The organism is Streptomyces sp. MMS24-W38 (assembly GCF_059889265.1).
The window spans coordinates 5,352,000-5,369,580 of record NZ_JCBCPP010000001.1 but is presented as its reverse complement, the minus strand read 5'-3'; the positions used below and the strand labels follow the sequence as shown (position 1 = coordinate 5,369,580).

At 67.9% G+C, this 17,581-nt stretch carries 12 protein-coding genes and 3 rRNA genes; 3 read left to right on the top strand and 12 right to left on the bottom strand.

Annotated features, from left to right (window positions below; translation table 11 throughout):
• Positions 1 to 132 precede the first annotated feature (132 nt).
• The 4 genes from recN to AC6F7H_RS23425 all read right to left on the bottom strand — a co-directional run bounded on the left by recN (position 133) and on the right by AC6F7H_RS23425 (position 4,161).
• Entirely contained in the window at positions 133 to 1,851 is a 1,719-nt protein-coding gene (gene recN, locus AC6F7H_RS23440; protein WP_109382615.1) for a DNA repair protein RecN, read from the bottom strand.
• Between the two features lie 204 nt (positions 1,852 to 2,055).
• Positions 2,056 to 2,961: an NAD kinase gene (locus AC6F7H_RS23435; protein WP_202280504.1), complete on the bottom strand. Its 906-nt coding sequence runs from the start codon at positions 2,959 to 2,961 to the stop codon at positions 2,056 to 2,058.
• On the bottom strand, positions 2,958 to 3,773 hold the full coding sequence (locus AC6F7H_RS23430) for a TlyA family RNA methyltransferase (RefSeq protein WP_384211476.1): 816 nt from the start codon (positions 3,771 to 3,773) through the stop codon (positions 2,958 to 2,960). Before AC6F7H_RS23430 ends, AC6F7H_RS23435 begins: the two co-directional genes overlap by 4 nt.
• A gap of 7 nt (positions 3,774 to 3,780) precedes the next feature.
• Entirely contained in the window at positions 3,781 to 4,161 is a 381-nt protein-coding gene (locus tag AC6F7H_RS23425) for a hypothetical protein (protein ID WP_500758871.1), read from the bottom strand.
• Between the two features lie 42 nt (positions 4,162 to 4,203).
• Between AC6F7H_RS23425 and AC6F7H_RS23420 the strand changes: the two genes are divergently transcribed.
• Complete coding sequence (locus AC6F7H_RS23420; protein WP_500758870.1) at positions 4,204 to 4,551, top strand: SCP2 sterol-binding domain-containing protein; 348 nt, start codon at positions 4,204 to 4,206, stop codon at positions 4,549 to 4,551.
• Here the strand turns inward: AC6F7H_RS23420 and AC6F7H_RS23415 are convergent.
• The 4 genes from AC6F7H_RS23415 to AC6F7H_RS23400 all read right to left on the bottom strand — a co-directional run bounded on the left by AC6F7H_RS23415 (position 4,535) and on the right by AC6F7H_RS23400 (position 8,634).
• The gene (locus tag AC6F7H_RS23415) at positions 4,535 to 5,452 is read right to left on the bottom strand and encodes an ABC transporter ATP-binding protein (protein ID WP_500758869.1); all 918 of its coding nucleotides are present in this window, start codon (positions 5,450 to 5,452) and stop codon (positions 4,535 to 4,537) included. The genes AC6F7H_RS23420 and AC6F7H_RS23415 overlap by 17 nt on opposite strands.
• Positions 5,449 to 6,486: a FecCD family ABC transporter permease gene (locus AC6F7H_RS23410; RefSeq protein ID WP_500758868.1), complete on the bottom strand. Its 1,038-nt coding sequence runs from the start codon at positions 6,484 to 6,486 to the stop codon at positions 5,449 to 5,451. The genes AC6F7H_RS23415 and AC6F7H_RS23410 overlap by 4 nt, the downstream gene beginning before the upstream one ends.
• The gene (locus tag AC6F7H_RS23405; RefSeq protein ID WP_500758867.1) at positions 6,483 to 7,529 is read right to left on the bottom strand and encodes a FecCD family ABC transporter permease; all 1,047 of its coding nucleotides are present in this window, start codon (positions 7,527 to 7,529) and stop codon (positions 6,483 to 6,485) included. Before AC6F7H_RS23405 ends, AC6F7H_RS23410 begins: the two co-directional genes overlap by 4 nt.
• A gap of 70 nt (positions 7,530 to 7,599) precedes the next feature.
• Positions 7,600 to 8,634 carry an HAD hydrolase-like protein gene (locus AC6F7H_RS23400; protein WP_500758866.1) on the bottom strand — a complete coding sequence of 345 codons (1,035 nt, stop codon included), beginning with the start codon at positions 8,632 to 8,634 and terminating at the stop codon, positions 7,600 to 7,602.
• A 71-nt stretch (positions 8,635 to 8,705) separates the two neighbouring features.
• Here AC6F7H_RS23400 and AC6F7H_RS23395 point away from each other — a divergent pair, with 71 nt between their 5' ends.
• Positions 8,706 to 9,992, top strand: coding sequence for a DUF1015 domain-containing protein (locus AC6F7H_RS23395; RefSeq protein WP_500758865.1), 1,287 nt, complete (start codon positions 8,706 to 8,708; stop codon positions 9,990 to 9,992).
• 113 nt (positions 9,993 to 10,105) lie between these two features.
• On the opposite strand, the gene AC6F7H_RS23390 is transcribed toward AC6F7H_RS23395, so the two are convergent.
• A complete protein-coding gene (locus AC6F7H_RS23390; protein ID WP_500762007.1) occupies positions 10,106 to 10,858 on the bottom strand; it encodes a tetratricopeptide repeat protein in 753 nt (250 codons plus the stop codon).
• Positions 10,859 to 10,912: 54 nt separating this feature from the next.
• On the opposite strand from AC6F7H_RS23390, the gene AC6F7H_RS23385 reads away from it, so the two are divergent.
• Entirely contained in the window at positions 10,913 to 11,965 is a 1,053-nt protein-coding gene (locus AC6F7H_RS23385; RefSeq protein ID WP_500762204.1) for a hypothetical protein, read from the top strand.
• A gap of 117 nt (positions 11,966 to 12,082) precedes the next feature.
• On the opposite strand, the gene rrf is transcribed toward AC6F7H_RS23385, so the two are convergent.
• The 3 genes from rrf to AC6F7H_RS23370 all read right to left on the bottom strand — a co-directional run bounded on the left by rrf (position 12,083) and on the right by AC6F7H_RS23370 (position 17,271).
• Positions 12,083 to 12,199 (bottom strand): 5S ribosomal RNA (rrf, locus tag AC6F7H_RS23380).
• Between the two features lie 102 nt (positions 12,200 to 12,301).
• Positions 12,302 to 15,422 (bottom strand): 23S ribosomal RNA (locus AC6F7H_RS23375).
• Positions 15,423 to 15,743: 321 nt separating this feature from the next.
• Positions 15,744 to 17,271, bottom strand: a 16S ribosomal RNA gene (locus tag AC6F7H_RS23370).
• The 16S, 23S and 5S rRNA genes sit together here, the layout of an rRNA operon.
• Positions 17,272 to 17,581: the final 310 nt, after the last annotated feature.

Below are 17,581 nucleotides of genomic sequence, written 5' to 3'. Positions count from 1 at the left end.
CCGTCAAGCATGCCAGGGCGCAAGGGGATCGCGGCAACGACGGGAGCGCCCGCCTGCACCGGACCGGACAGAAGTTTCACCCACACGAGTGAAAAAGCCTCCCGTCGGCCGAGGCGCCGGGAAGTACGACGGCTAGCCGTCCGCGCGGGCCGTCGCCAGAAGTTCCTCCGCGTGGGCACGGGCCGTTTCGGAGTTCTCCTGGCCGGCCAGCATCCGGGACAGTTCCCGGATCCGTTCCTCCCCTTCGAGCACCTTCACACCAGACCGGGTGACCGACCCGTCGTCGGTCTTCGCCACCAGCAGCTGCCGGTCGGCGAACGCGGCCACCTGCGGCAGATGCGTGACGACCACGACCTGAGCGCTCTTCGCCAGTTTGGCGAGCCGCCGTCCGATCTCGACGGCCGCCTTGCCGCCGACACCGGCGTCGACCTCGTCGAACAGATACGTCGGCACCGGGTCCGTCCCGGCGAACACGACCTCCACGGCCAGCATCACGCGCGACAGCTCACCGCCGGACGCGCCCTTGGCGATGGGCCGGGGCGGTGCCCCGGGGTGCGGGGCCAGCAGCAGCTCGACCTCGTCCACACCCGAGGGCCCGTGGGCGACGGTGCGCCCGCCGACCTCGACGCCGTCCGGGTCGTCCGTCTGCCGGATGTCGAACGACACGCGCGCGTGCGGCATGGCGAGGGAAGCCAGCTCCGCGGTGACGGCCGCCGCGAACCGCTCCGCGGCCTCGGTCCGTGCCTCCGACAGCGCCTGCGCCAGCCCTCCCAGTTCGGCGCGCAGGCCGTCCCGCTCGGCGGTGAGTTCCTCGATCCGCTCGTCGTCCCCGTCCAGTTCCGTGAGCCGCGCGGCGCTCTGCTCGGCCCAGGCCAGCACGGCGGCGACGTCCTCGCCGTACTTGCGGGTCAGCCCGGTGAGCGCGGCCCGCCGCTCCTCGACGGCCGCCAGCCGCAGCGGGTCGGCGTCCAGGTCCTCGGCGTACCCGGCGAGTTCCCCGGCCACGTCACGCAGCAGGATGCCGACCTCACCGATCCGGTCGGTGAGCGCGGCCAGCGCGGGATCGTGCGCCCGGACGGCCTCCAGGGCCCGTTGGGCGCCCGCGACGAGCGTTCCGGCGTCGACGCCCTCGGGGTCCTCCGGGTTGCCGGCGAGGGCGGTGTGCGCGGCGTGCGCGGCGGACGCCAGGGCCTCGGCGTGACCGAGCCGCTCGGCCTCCTCGGCCAGCTCCACGTCCTCACCGGCACGGGGCTCCACAGCGGCGATCTCGTCGAGCCCGAAGCGCAGCATGTCGGCCTCCTGGGCCCGCTCACGCGCGCGCGTGGTGATCTGTTCGAGCTCCGCGGCGACGGCCCGCAGCCGCTTGTACGCCCCGGTGTACTTGGCGAGCGGACCGGCGACCGCGTCGCCCGCGTACCGGTCGAGCGCCTGCCGCTGCCGGGACTGCTTCAGCAGCCCCTGCTGGTCGGTCTGCCCGTGCACGGCCACCAGGTCGTCGGCGAGTTCGGCGAGCAGCCCCACGGGCACGCTCCGCCCGCCCAGGTGCGCCCGTGAGCGCCCCTCGGCGGAAACAGTCCGGCTGATCAGTAGCGCCCCGTCGTCGAGCTCGGCCCCGGCCTCCTCGGCCCGTACGACGGCCGCGGCGCCCTCGGGCACGGCGATCCGCCCCTCGACGACCGCGTTCCTGGCACCGATCCGCACCAGCGCCGCGTCCGCCCTTCCACCCAGCAGCAGCCCGAGGCTGGTGACCACCATGGTCTTGCCCGCGCCCGTCTCACCGGTGACGGCGGTGAAGCCTGGTGACAGCTCGACCACGGCGTCGTCGATGACTCCGAGCGACCGTATCCGCATCTCCTCCAACACGTCCCAGACCTTACGAGGTTTTCCTCGCGCTGTGCGACGCCGCCCCCCGCCCGTCCGGGATCGCGGCAGGTCGTCACCCGTGCGTGGGAACCCCTCCCCGGCGGGCCCGGCGAGTGCGGAGACGGGCGGGAGGGAAGAGGTACGGGAGTGGTGCCGAAGCGGTCCGGGCACGGCACCACCTCGCGACAGGTCCTAGTGCGGAGCCCCCCGCCACCCCGAAACCGGCAGGGCGAACTTCGCGACCAGCCGGTCCGTGAACGAGGCGTGATGCAGCCGGGCCAGTCGTACCGGCACCGCGCCGCGCCGCACTTCGACCCGCGCCCCGGGCGGCAGCTCCAGGGTCCGCCGCCCGTCGCACCAGAGCACACCCGGCGGAACGTGCGGCAGGACCTCCACGGCCAGCACCGAGTCCGGCGAGGTCACCAGCGGCTTGGCGAACAGCGCGTGCGCGCTGATCGGCACCATCAGCAGCGCCTCGACCTCCGGCCACACCACGGGCCCGCCCGCGGAGAACGCGTACGCGGTGGATCCGGTCGGGGTGGCGCACACGATCCCGTCGCAGCCGAATCCGGTCACCGGCCGCCCGTCGATCTCCAGCACGACCTCCAGCATCCGCTCGGCGGACACCTTCTGCACGGCTGCCTCGTTCAGCGCCCAGTCCGTGTGCACGATGGTGCCGTTCCGGTGCACGACGACATCGACGGTCATCCGTTCCTCGACCTCGTACGCCTTGCTCACCACCCGGTCGACGACCTTGTCGAGGTCGTCCCGCTCGGCCTCGGCGAGGAATCCGACGCTGCCGAGGTTCACGCCGAGCATCGGTACCCCCGAGGCGCGGGCGAACTCCGCGCCGCGCAGCAGCGTGCCGTCACCGCCCAGTACGATCAGCAGTTCGCAGCCGTCGAGGCACTCGGGCGTGGCCTCCTTGACGGTCTCCACCTCGTCCGGCAGCGGCAGGTCCTGTGCCTCGGTCTCCAGCACCCGCACCCCGAGCCCGGAACGCAGCAGCCCCTTGACCACGAGTTCCGCACTGCGGATGGCCGCGGGGCGGCCGGTGTGGGCGAGCAGGAAAACGGTACGAACTCGATTCGGTGTCAACGCGGCCCCTCCGCCACTGCACGGTCAACGTCGGCCGGGTCCAGTTCCGGAGCCCCGGCCCGCAGCCACAGAAAGTATTCGACATTCCCCGAGGGTCCGGGCAGCGGACTCGCCGTCACGCCCTTCGCCCCCAGTCCCAGCTCCCAGGCCTTGGCGGCCACCCCCCGCACGGCGTCGGCGCGCAGTTGCGGACTGCGTACGACTCCGCCGCTGCCCAGCCGCTCCTTGCCCACCTCGAACTGCGGCTTGACCATCATCACCAGATCGGCGTCCGGCCGCGCGCACCGTGTCAGGGCGGGCAGGACCAGTCCGAGCGGGATGAAGGAAAGATCCCCCACGACAAGATCCACAGGCTCCCCATCGATTGCTTCAAGCGTCAACTCCCGTACGTTCGTACGGTCCTTGACGGTGACGCGTTCATCGTTTCGGAGAGACCACGCGAGTTGTCCGTATCCGACGTCCACGGCGACCACGTGCGCGGCCCCGGCCCGCAGCAGGACGTCGGTGAAGCCACCGGTCGAGGCGCCGGCGTCCAGCGCCCGCCGCCCCTCGACGACCAGCCCTCCGGGCACGAAGGCCTCGAGGGCGCCGGCGAGCTTGTGGCCGCCGCGCGACACGTAGTCCGGGTCGCCGGCATCCTCGGCGACGAGGATCGCGGCGGCGGTCTCCACCTGCGTGGCGGGCTTGGTCGCGACGGTCTTTCCGACACTGACCCGCCCGGCGGCGATCAGCTGGCCGGCGTGTTCCCGCGAGCGTGCGAGCTTCCGGCGGACCAGTTCCGCGTCGAGACGGCGGCGTGCGACTCCTGCCACGTTCGGTTCAGCTCCCCTGTCGGTGCGGCGAATGGGACTCGTGACCCGAAGGACCCCGTTGAGGGATGGTGGTCGGGTGACGGGTGGGAGCCGGAGGCCCCGGGCGGGCGTCGAGCGCGGTGAGCGCGTCGCGCAGCCCCCGGTGCACATCTTCGTACACCTCGACATGGCCGTCCGTGGTGAGGTGGTCGGCGTCGGCCAGCCGCTCCAGACGCGCGTCCACCTCGGCGTTGCCGGTGGGGGTGCGGGGCACGTTCAGGGGTGCGGGGGCGGCGGGGGCGTACTCGGGCCCGATGCGGGGGGTGGCGTCCTCGACCGGTGGTACGGCGTGCTCCACCCGCGGGGGCGGCTGCTGTGCGCCCCCCGGCTGGGGTACTGCGTCGTTCATGCCCCGACGCTACCGCGAACCACTGGGGTACCGTCGTCCGCGATGGCCACGATCGAGGAGTGCCGCGCCGCACTCACCAGACTTTCGGACAGCATGCGGCACGCCGAGGGCGACGTCCGCGCGGCGGCGGCGATGGACCGCTCCGTCAGCTGTCACATCACCGATCTGGACGTGACCCTCGTCGGCCGCCTCACCGGCGGACGGATCGAGGTGCACGACACCTTCGAGGGCCCTCCGCGCGAGAAGGCCCAGCTCAGGCTCGCCATGAAGGGGGACGACCTGCTGGCCCTGGTCGACGGCGAACTGCACTTCGCCAGGGCCTGGGCTTCGGGCCGGGTGAGACTGGAGGCGGGTCTGCGCGACCTGTTCCACCTCAGGAAGCTTCTCTGACGCCCACCTTCTCCTGCCGGTTCGCGGTCCGCCCGGTTCCGGCCGCGACACGCGCCTTGCGGGCCGCCGGCACGATCAGGGGCGTTCCCGTCTCGGGGTCGTCGATGACCTGGCAGCTCAGCCCGAAGACCTGCTCGACCAGTCCGGCGGTGACGATCTCCTTCGGCGCGCCCTGCGCGATGACCTTTCCTCCGCGCAGGGCGATGAGGTGGGTGGCGTACCGGGCGGCGTGGTTGAGGTCGTGCAGGACGGCGACCAGGGTGCGCCCCTGCTCCTCGTGCAGTTCCGCGCACAGGTCGAGTACGTCGATCTGGTGCTGGATGTCCAGGTAGGTCGTCGGCTCGTCCAGGAGCAGCAGCGGGGTCTCCTGGGCGAGCGCCATGGCGATCCACACGCGCTGGCGCTGCCCGCCGGAGAGTTCGTCGACAGGGCGTTCGCCGAGGTCCGCGATGCCGGTCCGGGCCATCGACTCCTGGACGACCCGCTCGTCCTCGGCCGACCACTGGCGCAGGATGCCCTGGTGCGGATACCGGCCCCGGCCCACCAGGTCGGCGACGGTGATCCCGTCGGGCGCGATCGACGACTGGGGCAGCAGTCCGAGGGTGCGGGCGACCTTCTTCGCGGGCATCGACTGGATGACCTGGCCGTCCAGCAGCACCCGCCCCTGAGTGGGCTTCAGCATGCGCGACAGCGCCCGCAGGAGCGTCGACTTGCCGCAGGCGTTCGGGCCGACGATCACGGTGAAGGAGTTGTCCGGTATCTCCACCGACAACTGCTCGGCGATGACCCGCTGGTCGTAGGCGAGGGTGACGTCCTCGGCGGACAGTCGGTTCACGGTGCTCCTTCGGTTGTTCCGTCCGCCGCCGGCGGTGGTGGAGTTCCTGGCGCTCCCGGCGCTCATATCCGGCCCGCCTTGCGCTCGGTGACCAGCAGCCACAGCAGGTAGACGCCGCCGAGCACCCCGGTGACCACGCCCACGGGCAACTGCTCGGCGCCGAAGGCCCGCTGCGAGATCCAGTCGGCGCTCACCAGCAGGGCGGCGCCCATGCACATCGACGCCACCAGGTTGGGGCCGGGCGAACGAGTCAGGCGCCGGGCGAGCTGCGGCGCGGTGAGCGCGACGAAGCCGACCGGCCCGGAGGCGGCGGTCGCGGACGCGGTGAGCAGTACGGCGGACAGCATCAGCAGCAGCCGCACGCGCTCCACCCGGACCCCGAGGGCGTACGAGACGTCGTCGCCCATCTCCATCATCCTGAGCCCGCGGGAGTTGGCGAGGACCAGCGGTACGAGGATGACGCACAGCGCGAGCAGGGGCCAGACCTGGTCCCAGTCACGGCCGTCGAGGGAGCCGGTCATCCACACCACCGCACGGGCCGCGTCGACGATGTCGGACTTGGTGAGCAGATAGCCGTTGACCGCGGTGACGACCGCGGAGACACCGATACCGACCAGGACCAGCCGGTATCCGTGCACGCCCCGCTTCCAGGCGAGCACATAGATGGCGAACCCGGTCACCAGTCCGCCGATCAGCGCACCGACGGCAACCTGGTTGGCGGTCCCGGAGAACAGCACGATCACCACGAGCGCGCCGGCCGTGGCGCCCTGGCCGAGGCCGAGGACGTCCGGACTGCCCAGGGGATTACGGGAGATGGACTGGAACAGCGCGCCGCCAAGCCCGAGCGAGACGCCGACCAGCAGCCCGACCAGCACCCGGGGCAGCCGCAGTTCGGTGACGATGAACTCCTGGCCCGGGTCGCCCTCGCCCAGCAGGGTCCGGATCACGTCGGCGGCCGGTATCGGGAAGTCGCCGGTGCCGATCAGCACCACGCTCGCGGTGAGTGCCACGAGCAGGAGCAGGACGGCGACGACGAGGGCCCGCACGTCCACCCGGAACGAGAGGCCGCCCGGCGTCCGCACGGCACGGTTGGTCTTCACAGCTGGGCCGTCCTCCGCCGTCGTACGAGAAAGATGAAGACCGGGCCGCCGATGATCGCGGTGACGATGCCGACCTGGAGTTCCGCGGGCCGGGCCAGAACACGGCCGATGACATCGGCGCCGAGCAGCAGCACCGGTGACAGGACCGCCGCGTACGGCAGGATCCAGCGCAGGTCGGGTCCGGTGAACGAGCGCACGACGTGCGGCACCATCAGCCCCACGAAGACGATCGGCCCGCAGGCTGCCGTCGCGGCCCCGCACAGCACGGTCGCGGCGAGCATGGCCAGCGCCCGCGTGCGGTTCAGGTTGGCCCCGAGGGCCCTGGCGGTGTCGTCGCCCATGGCCATGGCGTTCAGCGGCCGGGCGAGCAGCAGCGCCAGCACGAACCCGACCAGCAGGAACGGCAGTACCTGCCGGATGACCGAGCCGCTCGCCGAGGACAGCGACCCGACCGTCCAGAAGCGCATCCTCCCCAGGGCCGCCTCGTCCAGGATCATCACCGCCTGGAGGTAGCCGAACAGCGCCGCGGTGATCGCGGTGCCGGCCAGCACCAGGCGCACCGGGGTCGCGCCCCGGCTGCCGCCGAGGAACCACACCAGGGCACCGACCGCGGCCGCCCCGCCGAACGCGAACCACACATAGCCCGACAGCGACGTGACGCCGAAGAAGGTGATGGCCGTGACGACCGCCGCCGACGCGCCCGCGTTGATGCCGAGCAGTCCCGGATCGGCGAGCGGATTGCGGGTGAGCGCCTGCAGCACCGCCCCCGCCAGGCCGAGCGCGGCGCCGGCCAGCACGCCGAGCAGGGTCCGTGACAGCCGGTCGGCGACGACGACGTCACTGTAGGTGCCCGTTTCCTCGAACAAGCCGTGCCAGACCTGGTCCAGGGACAGGTCCTTCGCCCCGATCGCGATACTCGCCAGGACGATGACCACCAGGATCGCGGCGGAGAGGAACAGACCGAGGACGCGTAGCATCGCCCGGCGGTTCGGAGGCGCGGGGGCAATGTCCGCGCGCGGTTCGGGAGGGCTGTCGACCAACACGCAGTTAGGTTAGCCTACCCTCCTAAGCGATCACGATCCTGAGGTGCTGAGGTTCTGAGTCGAGGGTGCCTCACAAACCCAGCCGGGCCAGCGCCTTCGCTCCGTCCAACGCGCACACGTCGTCGCCCGCCGCTGTCCACGCCGCCGCGCACAACGCGCGCAGCCCGTCCAGAGCTGCGCCGTCCCCGTCCAACGCCAGGGCCCCGCCGTCCGCTGCCGCCGTCCAGCCACCGCACTGGAATCCGCCGTCGCCGTCCGCCGCGGTCACCTCCGGCTGCCCGGTGAGCATCCCGCGCAGGTCGGCGTCGACGTAGGTCGGCCGGTGCTGCGGCGGCGCGGCCAGCAGCTGCGCCCCGTCGGTGACCCCGGTCAGCACCAGCAGCGAATCCACCCCACCGTTGAACGCGCCCTCGATGTCCGTGTCCAGCCGGTCTCCCACCACCAGGGGCCGTTCGGCGCCCGTACGCAGAATCGTCTCCCGGTGCATCGGCGGCAGCGGTTTGCCCGCCACCTGCGGCTCGGCACCCGTGGCGATGCGCACGACCTCCACCGCCGCGCCGTTGCCCGGGGCGATGCCCCGCCCGCTGGGGATCGTCAGATCCGTGTTGGACGCGAACCACGGCACCCCGCGCGCGATCGCGTAACTCGCCTCCCCGAACCGGCCCCACGGGAAGTCCGGCCCGCCGTACCCCTGTGCCACCGCGACCGGATCGTCGTCCGCCGACTCCACGGGCACCAGGCCGCGCTCACCCAGCGCCACCCGCAGGCCCTCGCCGCCGATCACCAGCACCCTGGCCCCCTGCGGCACCTGCTCGCTGATCAGCCGCGCGACCGCCTGCGCCGATGTGATCACGTCCCCGGCGTCCGTCGGTATCCCCAGCTCCGTGAGATGCGCGGCCACCGTGTCCGGAGTACGCAGGGCGTTGTTCGTCACGTACGCCAGGTGCATGCCTCCCTCGCGAGCCGTGGCCAGCGAGTCGACCGCATGGACGATCGCCTCCCCACCCGCGTACACCACACCGTCGAGGTCGAGCAGCGCCGTGTCGTACGCCTCGCTCAGGGCCTGCCCACTGCCCCCGGGCCTCGTCCTGACGCTCCGGCTCATTTCGCATCGCTCCTCGTTCGACGGCTTTCCCCCGATCATCCCTCATGCCACCGGCCCCGTACGATGCCCTGATGAAGACTGCAGGTCCCTCGGAAGCAAAGGCGCGCCGAGGCCTGGAACTCACCCCGTTCCAAGGCCTTCGCTACGATCCCGACCGGGTCGGCAGCCTGGCCGCCGTGACATCCCCGCCGTACGACGTCGTCGTCCGCCCCGACGGTCTGCACCACCTGCAGTCCGCCGACCCCTACAACATCGTCCGGCTGATCCTGCCCGAGGCCGACACCCCCGAGACCCGCAACACCCAGGCCGCCGACACCCTGAACCGCTGGCGCGCCGAGGGCGTCCTGGCCACGGACCCCGAACCCTGCCTGTACGTCTACGAACAACGCGACGGCAACGGCCTGCTGCAACGCGGGATCATCGGCGCCCTGCGCGTCTCGGACCCCGACGAGCGGCTGGTCCTGCCGCACGAGGACGTCATGCCGCACGTCGTCGCCGACCGCGCGGCCCTGATGCTGGCCACGTCCGCGAACCTCGAGCCCCTGTTGCTGAGCTATCCCGGCGACGGTTCGACCGATGCCACCGCCGCCCTGATCGAGCGCACGGCCAAGACCCCTCCCCTCCTCGCGACCACCACGGAGGACGGCTTCTGTCACCGGCTGTGGTCCCTCACCGACCCCGCCGACCTGGCCACGGTCCGGACCGACCTGGCCGGCCAGCAGGCCCTCATCGCCGACGGCCACCACCGCTGGGCGACCTACCGCCGGCTCCGCGCGGAGCACCCCTCCCCCAGTCCCTGGGACGACGGCCTGGTGCTCCTGGTCGACACGGCCCGGTACCCGCTGCGGGTCCGCGCGATCCATCGCCTGCTGCACGGCCTGCCCGTCGCGGACGCGCTGGCCGCCCTCGACGGTCTGTTCCGGGTCCGCCGCGTGGACGCCCCGTTGCCGGACGCCATGGAGGTACTGGCCGAGGCGGCCGGCGCGGGCAACGCCTTCCTGCTGGCCGGTGACGGCACCTTCCACCTCGTCGACCGCCCGGACCCTGATCTGCTGGCCCGCACCGTCCCCGGCGACCGCCCGGCGGCCTGGCGCACCCTGGACGCCACGGTCCTGCACTCCACGCTCCTGAAGCAGGTGTGGCGCATCCCCGAGGACTCCCCGGCCCATATCGCCTACATCCACGACACGGCCGCGACCGTCGAGAAGGCGGAACGCGACGGCGGTACGGCGGTACTGCTGAACCCGGTCCGTGAGGAGGTCGTCCGCGACCTCGCCCGCCAGGGCGTGACGATGCCCCGCAAGTCGACGTCCTTCGGGCCCAAGCCGGCGTCGGGACTGGTACTGCGCGCGTTCTGACGGGTGACGCAGAAAACGCGGAAAGCAAGGAGCGGAAAGCAGGAAGGGGTGGGATTCCCGGTCGGGTGAACCAGAAATCCCACCCCTTCGTCCTGCGTCACAGGCGTGAGCCGTCAGTCCTTGTCCACGTCGCTCTCGTCCCTGCCCTCCGAGGCATCGGAGTCGGCGTCGATGTCGTCACTCTCGTCGTCGAGCGCGTCCATGAACTCCACGCCGTCCAGTTCGGCCAGCCGGTCCGAAGCGTCCGTGCTGCCGTCCCGGTCGGCCTCCACGGCCTTCGCGAACCACTCCCGTGCCTCACCGGCCCGTCCGGCGGCGAGAAGCGCATCGGCGTACGCGTACCTCAGCCTCGCGGTCCACGGCTGCACGGAGTGGGACGCGAGCTCGGAGCTCTGCAGCGTCACGATGGCGGCGTCCAGCTGCCCCATGTCACGTCGAGCGCCGGCCGCCACGAGCCGCATCTCGACCTGCCCGGCCTTGTCGAGCTTCTGCACTTCGGGAGCACCGGCCATGTCCAGTGCCTTCTCCGGCCGTCCGATCCCACGCTCGCAGTCGGCCATGAGAGGCCACAGCTCCGCGGTCCCGGTCATCCGCCGCGCCGCCCGGAACTCGGCAAGCGCCTCGGAGTACTTCTGGTTGGCGTAGGCGGCGAAGCCGGCGGCTTCCCGTACGGCGGCGACACGCGACGCCAGCCGCAGAGCCACCCTGGAGTAGCCGTAGGCGCCCCCGGGGTCCTCGTCGATCAACCGGGCGACCATCACCAGGTTCCTGGCGACATCCTCCGCGAGGGTCTTGGGCAGGCTCTGCAGTTCCTGCCGTACGTCCTTGTCGATCTCCTCACCCGTGACGTCCTCGGGGATCGGCAGCCGCTTGATGGGCTCGCGGTCCCGGTCGCGCTCCTCACGGAACCGGCCGCCTCCGTGCCGGTCGTCGCGCCCGCGGAAACCGCCCGGTCGCCCACCCCGGTCATCCCGACGCGGCCCACGCCCGCGGTCGTCACGGTCTCGGTCCTCGCGGCCCCGGAAGCCGCCCCGCTCGCCGCCACGGCTGTCATCACGCCGACCGTAACCCCGGTCGGCACCGCGACTGTCCTCGCGGCCCCGGTAACCACCACGGTCACCGCCACGGCTGTCGTCACGGCCTCGGTAAGCACCCCGCTCGCCACGATCGTCACGCCGCCGGTCATCACGCCGGTCATCTCGTCGCCCGTAACCCCGGTCGTCATCACGACGGAAGCCGGAACGCTCGCGTTCACCGTCACGGCGGTCGTCCCTGCGGTCGTCCCGACTGCGGTAACCGCCACGCTCACCACCACGGCTGTCATCCCGACGGAAACCACCCCGATCACCACGGTCGTCCCGGCGGAAGCCACCACGATCGCGGTCGTCCCGGCGGAAGCCACCACGGTCCCGGTCATCACGATCGTCCCGACGGAAGCCACCACGGTCCCGGTCATCACGATCGTCCCGACGGAAGCCACCACGATCGTCACGCCCGCGGAAACCGCCCCGGCCGCCGGGGTTGTCGTCGCGACGGTAACCGCCCCGGTCACCGCCACGGCTGTCGTCACGGCCTCGGTAAGCACCCCGCTCGCCACGATCGTCACGCCGCCGGTCATCACGCCGGTCATCTCGTCGCCCGTAACCCCGGTCGTCATCACGACGGAAGCCGGAACGCTCGCGTTCACCGTCACGGCGGTCGTCCCTGCGGTCGTCCCGACTGCGGTAACCGCCACGCTCATCGCCACGGCTGTCGTCACGGCCTCGGAAACCACCGCGCTCCGGCCGGCTGCCACCACGGTCGTCCCGACGGAACCCGCGGTCGCGGTCTCCGTCCCTGCGGTCCCCGCGGTGATGGTCACTGGACCGACGCGGGCCTCCTCGCTGACCGCCACGGTCCGAACGGTCCCCACTGTCCCGTCGCCGCTGGTCGCGCTCCGGTCGATCGTCGGGAGAGTTGGTGGACATGGGTGACTCCTGTCTTCGGTACCGCAAGCATTCTCACGCAGCCGGACCTCCGGCGCGCTCCAGAAATAAAAAAGGACCCTTGGTCCCAGCTGAACGCTGGGACCAAGGGTCCTTCCAAAGATTGTTCGGCGGCGTCCTACTCTCCCACAGGGTCCCCCCTGCAGTACCATCGGCGCTGTAAGGCTTAGCTTCCGGGTTCGGAATGTAACCGGGCGTTTCCCCTACGCTATGACCACCGAAACCCTAATGGTTTCGAGCGAACAAGCACACTCTTCTATTGTGTTCCGCTCAAAGCCGACAACGGTCGTTGTCTCAGAACTAACACAGTGGACGCGAGCAACTGAGGACAAGCCCTCGGCCTATTAGTACCGGTCACCTCCACCCCTTACGAGGCTTCCAGATCCGGCCTATCAACCCAGTCGTCTACTGGGAGCCTTACCCCATCAAGTGGGTGGGAACACTCATCTCGAAGCAGGCTTCCCGCTTAGATGCTTTCAGCGGTTATCCCTCCCGAACGTAGCCAACCAGCCATGCCCTTGGCAGAACAACTGGCACACCAGAGGTTCGTCCGTCCCGGTCCTCTCGTACTAGGGACAGCCCTTCTCAATGTTCCTGCGCGCGCAGCGGATAGGGACCGAACTGTCTCACGACGTTCTAAACCCAGCTCGCGTACCGCTTTAATGGGCGAACAGCCCAACCCTTGGGACCGACTCCAGCCCCAGGATGCGACGAGCCGACATCGAGGTGCCAAACCATCCCGTCGATATGGACTCTTGGGGAAGATCAGCCTGTTATCCCCGGGGTACCTTTTATCCGTTGAGCGACGGCGCTTCCACAAGCCACCGCCGGATCACTAGTCCCGACTTTCGTCCCTGCTCGACCCGTCGGTCTCACAGTCAAGCTCCCTTGTGCACTTACACTCACCACCTGATTGCCAACCAGGCTGAGGGAACCTTTGGGCGCCTCCGTTACCCTTTAGGAGGCAACCGCCCCAGTTAAACTACCCATCAGACACTGTCCCTGATCCGGATCACGGACCCAGGTTAGACATCCAGCACGACCAGACTGGTATTTCAACGACGACTCCACCACCACTGGCGTGGCGGCTTCACGGTCTCCCAGCTATCCTACACAAGCCGAACCGAACACCAATATCAAACTGTAGTAAAGGTCCCGGGGTCTTTCCGTCCTGCTGCGCGAAACGAGCATCTTTACTCGTAATGCAATTTCACCGGGCCTATGGTTGAGACAGTCGAGAAGTCGTTACGCCATTCGTGCAGGTCGGAACTTACCCGACAAGGAATTTCGCTACCTTAGGATGGTTATAGTTACCACCGCCGTTTACTGGCGCTTAAGTTCTCAGCTTCGCCAGGACGAATCCTGACTGACCGGTCCCCTTAACGTTCCAGCACCGGGCAGGCGTCAGTCCGTATACCTCGCCTTACGGCTTCGCACGGACCTGTGTTTTTAGTAAACAGTCGCTTCTCGCTGGTCTCTGCGGCCACCCCCAGCTCACCGAGTAAATCGGATCACCGGGCGTGGCCCCCCTTCTCCCGAAGTTACGGGGGCATTTTGCCGAGTTCCTTAACCATAGTTCACCCGAACGCCTCGGTATTCTCTACCTGACCACCTGAGTCGGTTTGGGGTACGGGCCGCCATGAAACTCGCTAGAGGCTTTTCTCGACAGCATAGGATCATCCACTTCACCGCAATCGGCTCGGCATCGGGTCTCAGACACATGTCAGGCGGATTTGCCTGCCTGACGTCCTACACCCTTACCCCGGGACAACCACCGCCCGGGCTGGACTACCTTCCTGCGTCACCCCATCACTCACCTACTACAGGTCTGGTCCGTCGGCTCCACCACTCCCCTTCACCCGAAGGATCCGGGGCGGCTTCACGGACTTAGCATCGCCTGGTTCGATGTCTGTCGCTTCACAGCGGGTACCGGAATATCAACCGGTTGTCCATCGACTACGCCTGTCGGCCTCGCCTTAGGTCCCGACTTACCCTGGGCAGATCAGCTTGACCCAGGAACCCTTGGTCAATCGGCGCACACGTTTCTCACGTGTGAATCGCTACTCATGCCTGCATTCTCACTCGTGAACCGTCCACAACTCGCTTCCGCGGCTGCTTCACCCGGCACACGACGCTCCCCTACCCATCACGATCCCCGTTGGGGGTACATATCGCAATGACACGACTTCGGCGGTACGCTTGAGCCCCGCTACATTGTCGGCGCGGAATCACTAGACCAGTGAGCTATTACGCACTCTTTCAAGGATGGCTGCTTCTAAGCCAACCTCCTGGTTGTCTGTGCGACTCCACATCCTTTCCCACTTAGCGTACGCTTGGGGGCCTTAGTCGATGCTCTGGGCTGTTTCCCTCTCGACCATGGAGCTTATCCCCCACGGTCTCACTGCCGCGCTCTCACTTGCCGGCATTCGGAGTTTGGCTAAGGTCAGTAACCCGGTAGGGCCCATCGCCTATCCAGTGCTCTACCTCCGGCAAGAAACACGCGACGCTGCACCTAAATGCATTTCGGGGAGAACCAGCTATCACGGAGTTTGATTGGCCTTTCACCCCTAACCACAGGTCATCCCCCAGGTTTTCAACCCTGGTGGGTTCGGTCCTCCACGACCTCTTACAGCCGCTTCAACCTGCCCATGGCTAGATCACTCCGCTTCGGGTCTTGAGCGTGCTACTGAAACGCCCTGTTCGGACTCGCTTTCGCTACGGCTTCCCCACCCGGGTTAACCTCGCAACACACCGCAAACTCGCAGGCTCATTCTTCAAAAGGCACGCAGTCACGACATGCAGGCAAGCCTGCATGCGACGCTCCCACGGCTTGTAGGCACACGGTTTCAGGTACTATTTCACTCCCCTCCCGGGGTACTTTTCACCATTCCCTCACGGTACTGTCCGCTATCGGTCACCAGGGAATATTTAGGCTTGGCGGGTGGTCCCGCCGGATTCACACGGGATTTCTCGGGCCCCGTGCTACTTGGGTGTCTCTCCAACGAGCCGTACAGATTTCGGCTACGGGGGTCTTACCCTCTGCGCCGGACCTTTCGCATGTCCTTCGCCTATCCATACGGTTTCTGACTCGTCCCACGGCCGGCAGACCGTGGAAGAGAGATCCCACAACCCCGCATGCGCAACCCCTGCCGGGTCTCACACGCCTGCGGTTTGGCCTCGTCCGGTTTCGCTCGCCACTACTCCCGGAATCACGGTTGTTTTCTCTTCCTGCGGGTACTGAGATGTTTCACTTCCCCGCGTTCCCTCCGCATACCCTATGTGTTCAGGTATGGGTGACAGCCCATGACGACTGCCGGGTTTCCCCATTCGGAAACCCCCGGATCACAGCCTGGTTGACGGCTCCCCGGGGACTATCGTGGCCTCCCACGTCCTTCATCGGTTCCTGGTGCCAAGGCATCCACCGTGCGCCCTTAAAAACTTGGCCACAGATGCTCGCGTCCACTGTGCAGTTCTCAAACAACGACCGACCACCCGTCACCCCGAGCCGAGGCTCGGGTGCACCGGGGCCGGCACCGAAGGCTTCCCGGCCGTGCGGCCGTGCCCTCAGACACCCAACAGCGTGCCCGGCCGGCGTCCGTCCGGAGATCATGCGTTCCACGCTCCGGGGAGCGGTACTTGCAGTCTCCGGCCCGAGACGGCCGGCCGAATAATCAACGTTCCACCCATGAGCAACCAGCATCGGACGTTCGCCGATGTACTGGCCCCTGACCTCACCCCGAGGGGATCGGTGAGAAGTGCTCCTTAGAAAGGAGGTGATCCAGCCGCACCTTCCGGTACGGCTACCTTGTTACGACTTCGTCCCAATCGCCAGTCCCACCTTCGACGGCTCCCTCCCACGAGGGGTTGGGCCACCGGCTTCGGGTGTTACCGACTTTCGTGACGTGACGGGCGGTGTGTACAAGGCCCGGGAACGTATTCACCGCAGCAATGCTGATCTGCGATTACTAGCAACTCCGACTTCATGGGGTCGAGTTGCAGACCCCAATCCGAACTGAGACCGGCTTTTTGAGATTCGCTCCACCTCGCGGTATCGCAGCTCATTGTACCGGCCATTGTAGCACGTGTGCAGCCCAAGACATAAGGGGCATGATGACTTGACGTCGTCCCCACCTTCCTCCGAGTTGACCCCGGCGGTCTCCCGTGAGTCCCCAGCACCCCCGGAGGGGCCTGCTGGCAACACGGGACAAGGGTTGCGCTCGTTGCGGGACTTAACCCAACATCTCACGACACGAGCTGACGACAGCCATGCACCACCTGTACACCGACCACAAGGGGGACCCTGTCTCCAGGGTTTTCCGGTGTATGTCAAGCCTTGGTAAGGTTCTTCGCGTTGCGTCGAATTAAGCCACATGCTCCGCTGCTTGTGCGGGCCCCCGTCAATTCCTTTGAGTTTTAGCCTTGCGGCCGTACTCCCCAGGCGGGGCACTTAATGCGTTAGCTGCGGCACCGACGACGTGGAATGTCGCCAACACCTAGTGCCCACCGTTTACGGCGTGGACTACCAGGGTATCTAATCCTGTTCGCTCCCCACGCTTTCGCTCCTCAGCGTCAGTATCGGCCCAGAGATCCGCCTTCGCCACCGGTGTTCCTCCTGATATCTGCGCATTTCACCGCTACACCAGGAATTCCGATCTCCCCTACCGAACTCTAGCCTGCCCGTATCGACTGCAGACCCGGGGTTGAGCCCCGGGCTTTCACAACCGACGCGACAGGCCGCCTACGAGCTCTTTACGCCCAATAATTCCGGACAACGCTCGCGCCCTACGTATTACCGCGGCTGCTGGCACGTAGTTAGCCGGCGCTTCTTCTGCAGGTACCGTCACTTGCGCTTCTTCCCTGCTGAAAGAGGTTTACAACCCGAAGGCCGTCGTCCCTCACGCGGCGTCGCTGCATCAGGCTTGCGCCCATTGTGCAATATTCCCCACTGCTGCCTCCCGTAGGAGTCTGGGCCGTGTCTCAGTCCCAGTGTGGCCGGTCGCCCTCTCAGGCCGGCTACCCGTCGTCGCCTTGGTGAGCCGTTACCTCACCAACCAGCTGATAGGCCGCGGGCTCATCCTCCACCGCCGGAGCTTTCGACCCCCGCCCATGCGGGCGGGGGTGGTATCCGGTATTAGACCCCGTTTCCAGGGCTTGTCCCGAAGTGGAGGGCAGATTGCCCACGTGTTACTCACCCGTTCGCCACTAATCCCCACCGAAGTGGTTCATCGTTCGACTTGCATGTGTTAAGCACGCCGCCAGCGTTCGTCCTGAGCCAGGATCAAACTCTCCGTGAATGCTTCCGGGATGTCCCGGTGACACACACGAGAGCGGAACCACCGGAGGAATAGTCCGGCGGTTCACAGCGTCCTCGCTGTGATTCTTCAAAGGAACCTCGTCCCGGCCTGATGACCGGAGACGGGGTATCAACATATCTGGCGTTGATTTTTGGCACGCTGTTGAGTTCTCAAGGAACGGACGCTTCCTTCGTACTCACCCCTGCGGGTTTTCCTCCGGGCGCTTCCCTTCGGTCTTGCGTTTCCGACTCTATCAGACTCTTTCGGGCCTGATTCCCGGTCGGCGGGACATGTCGTCGACTTCAGGACT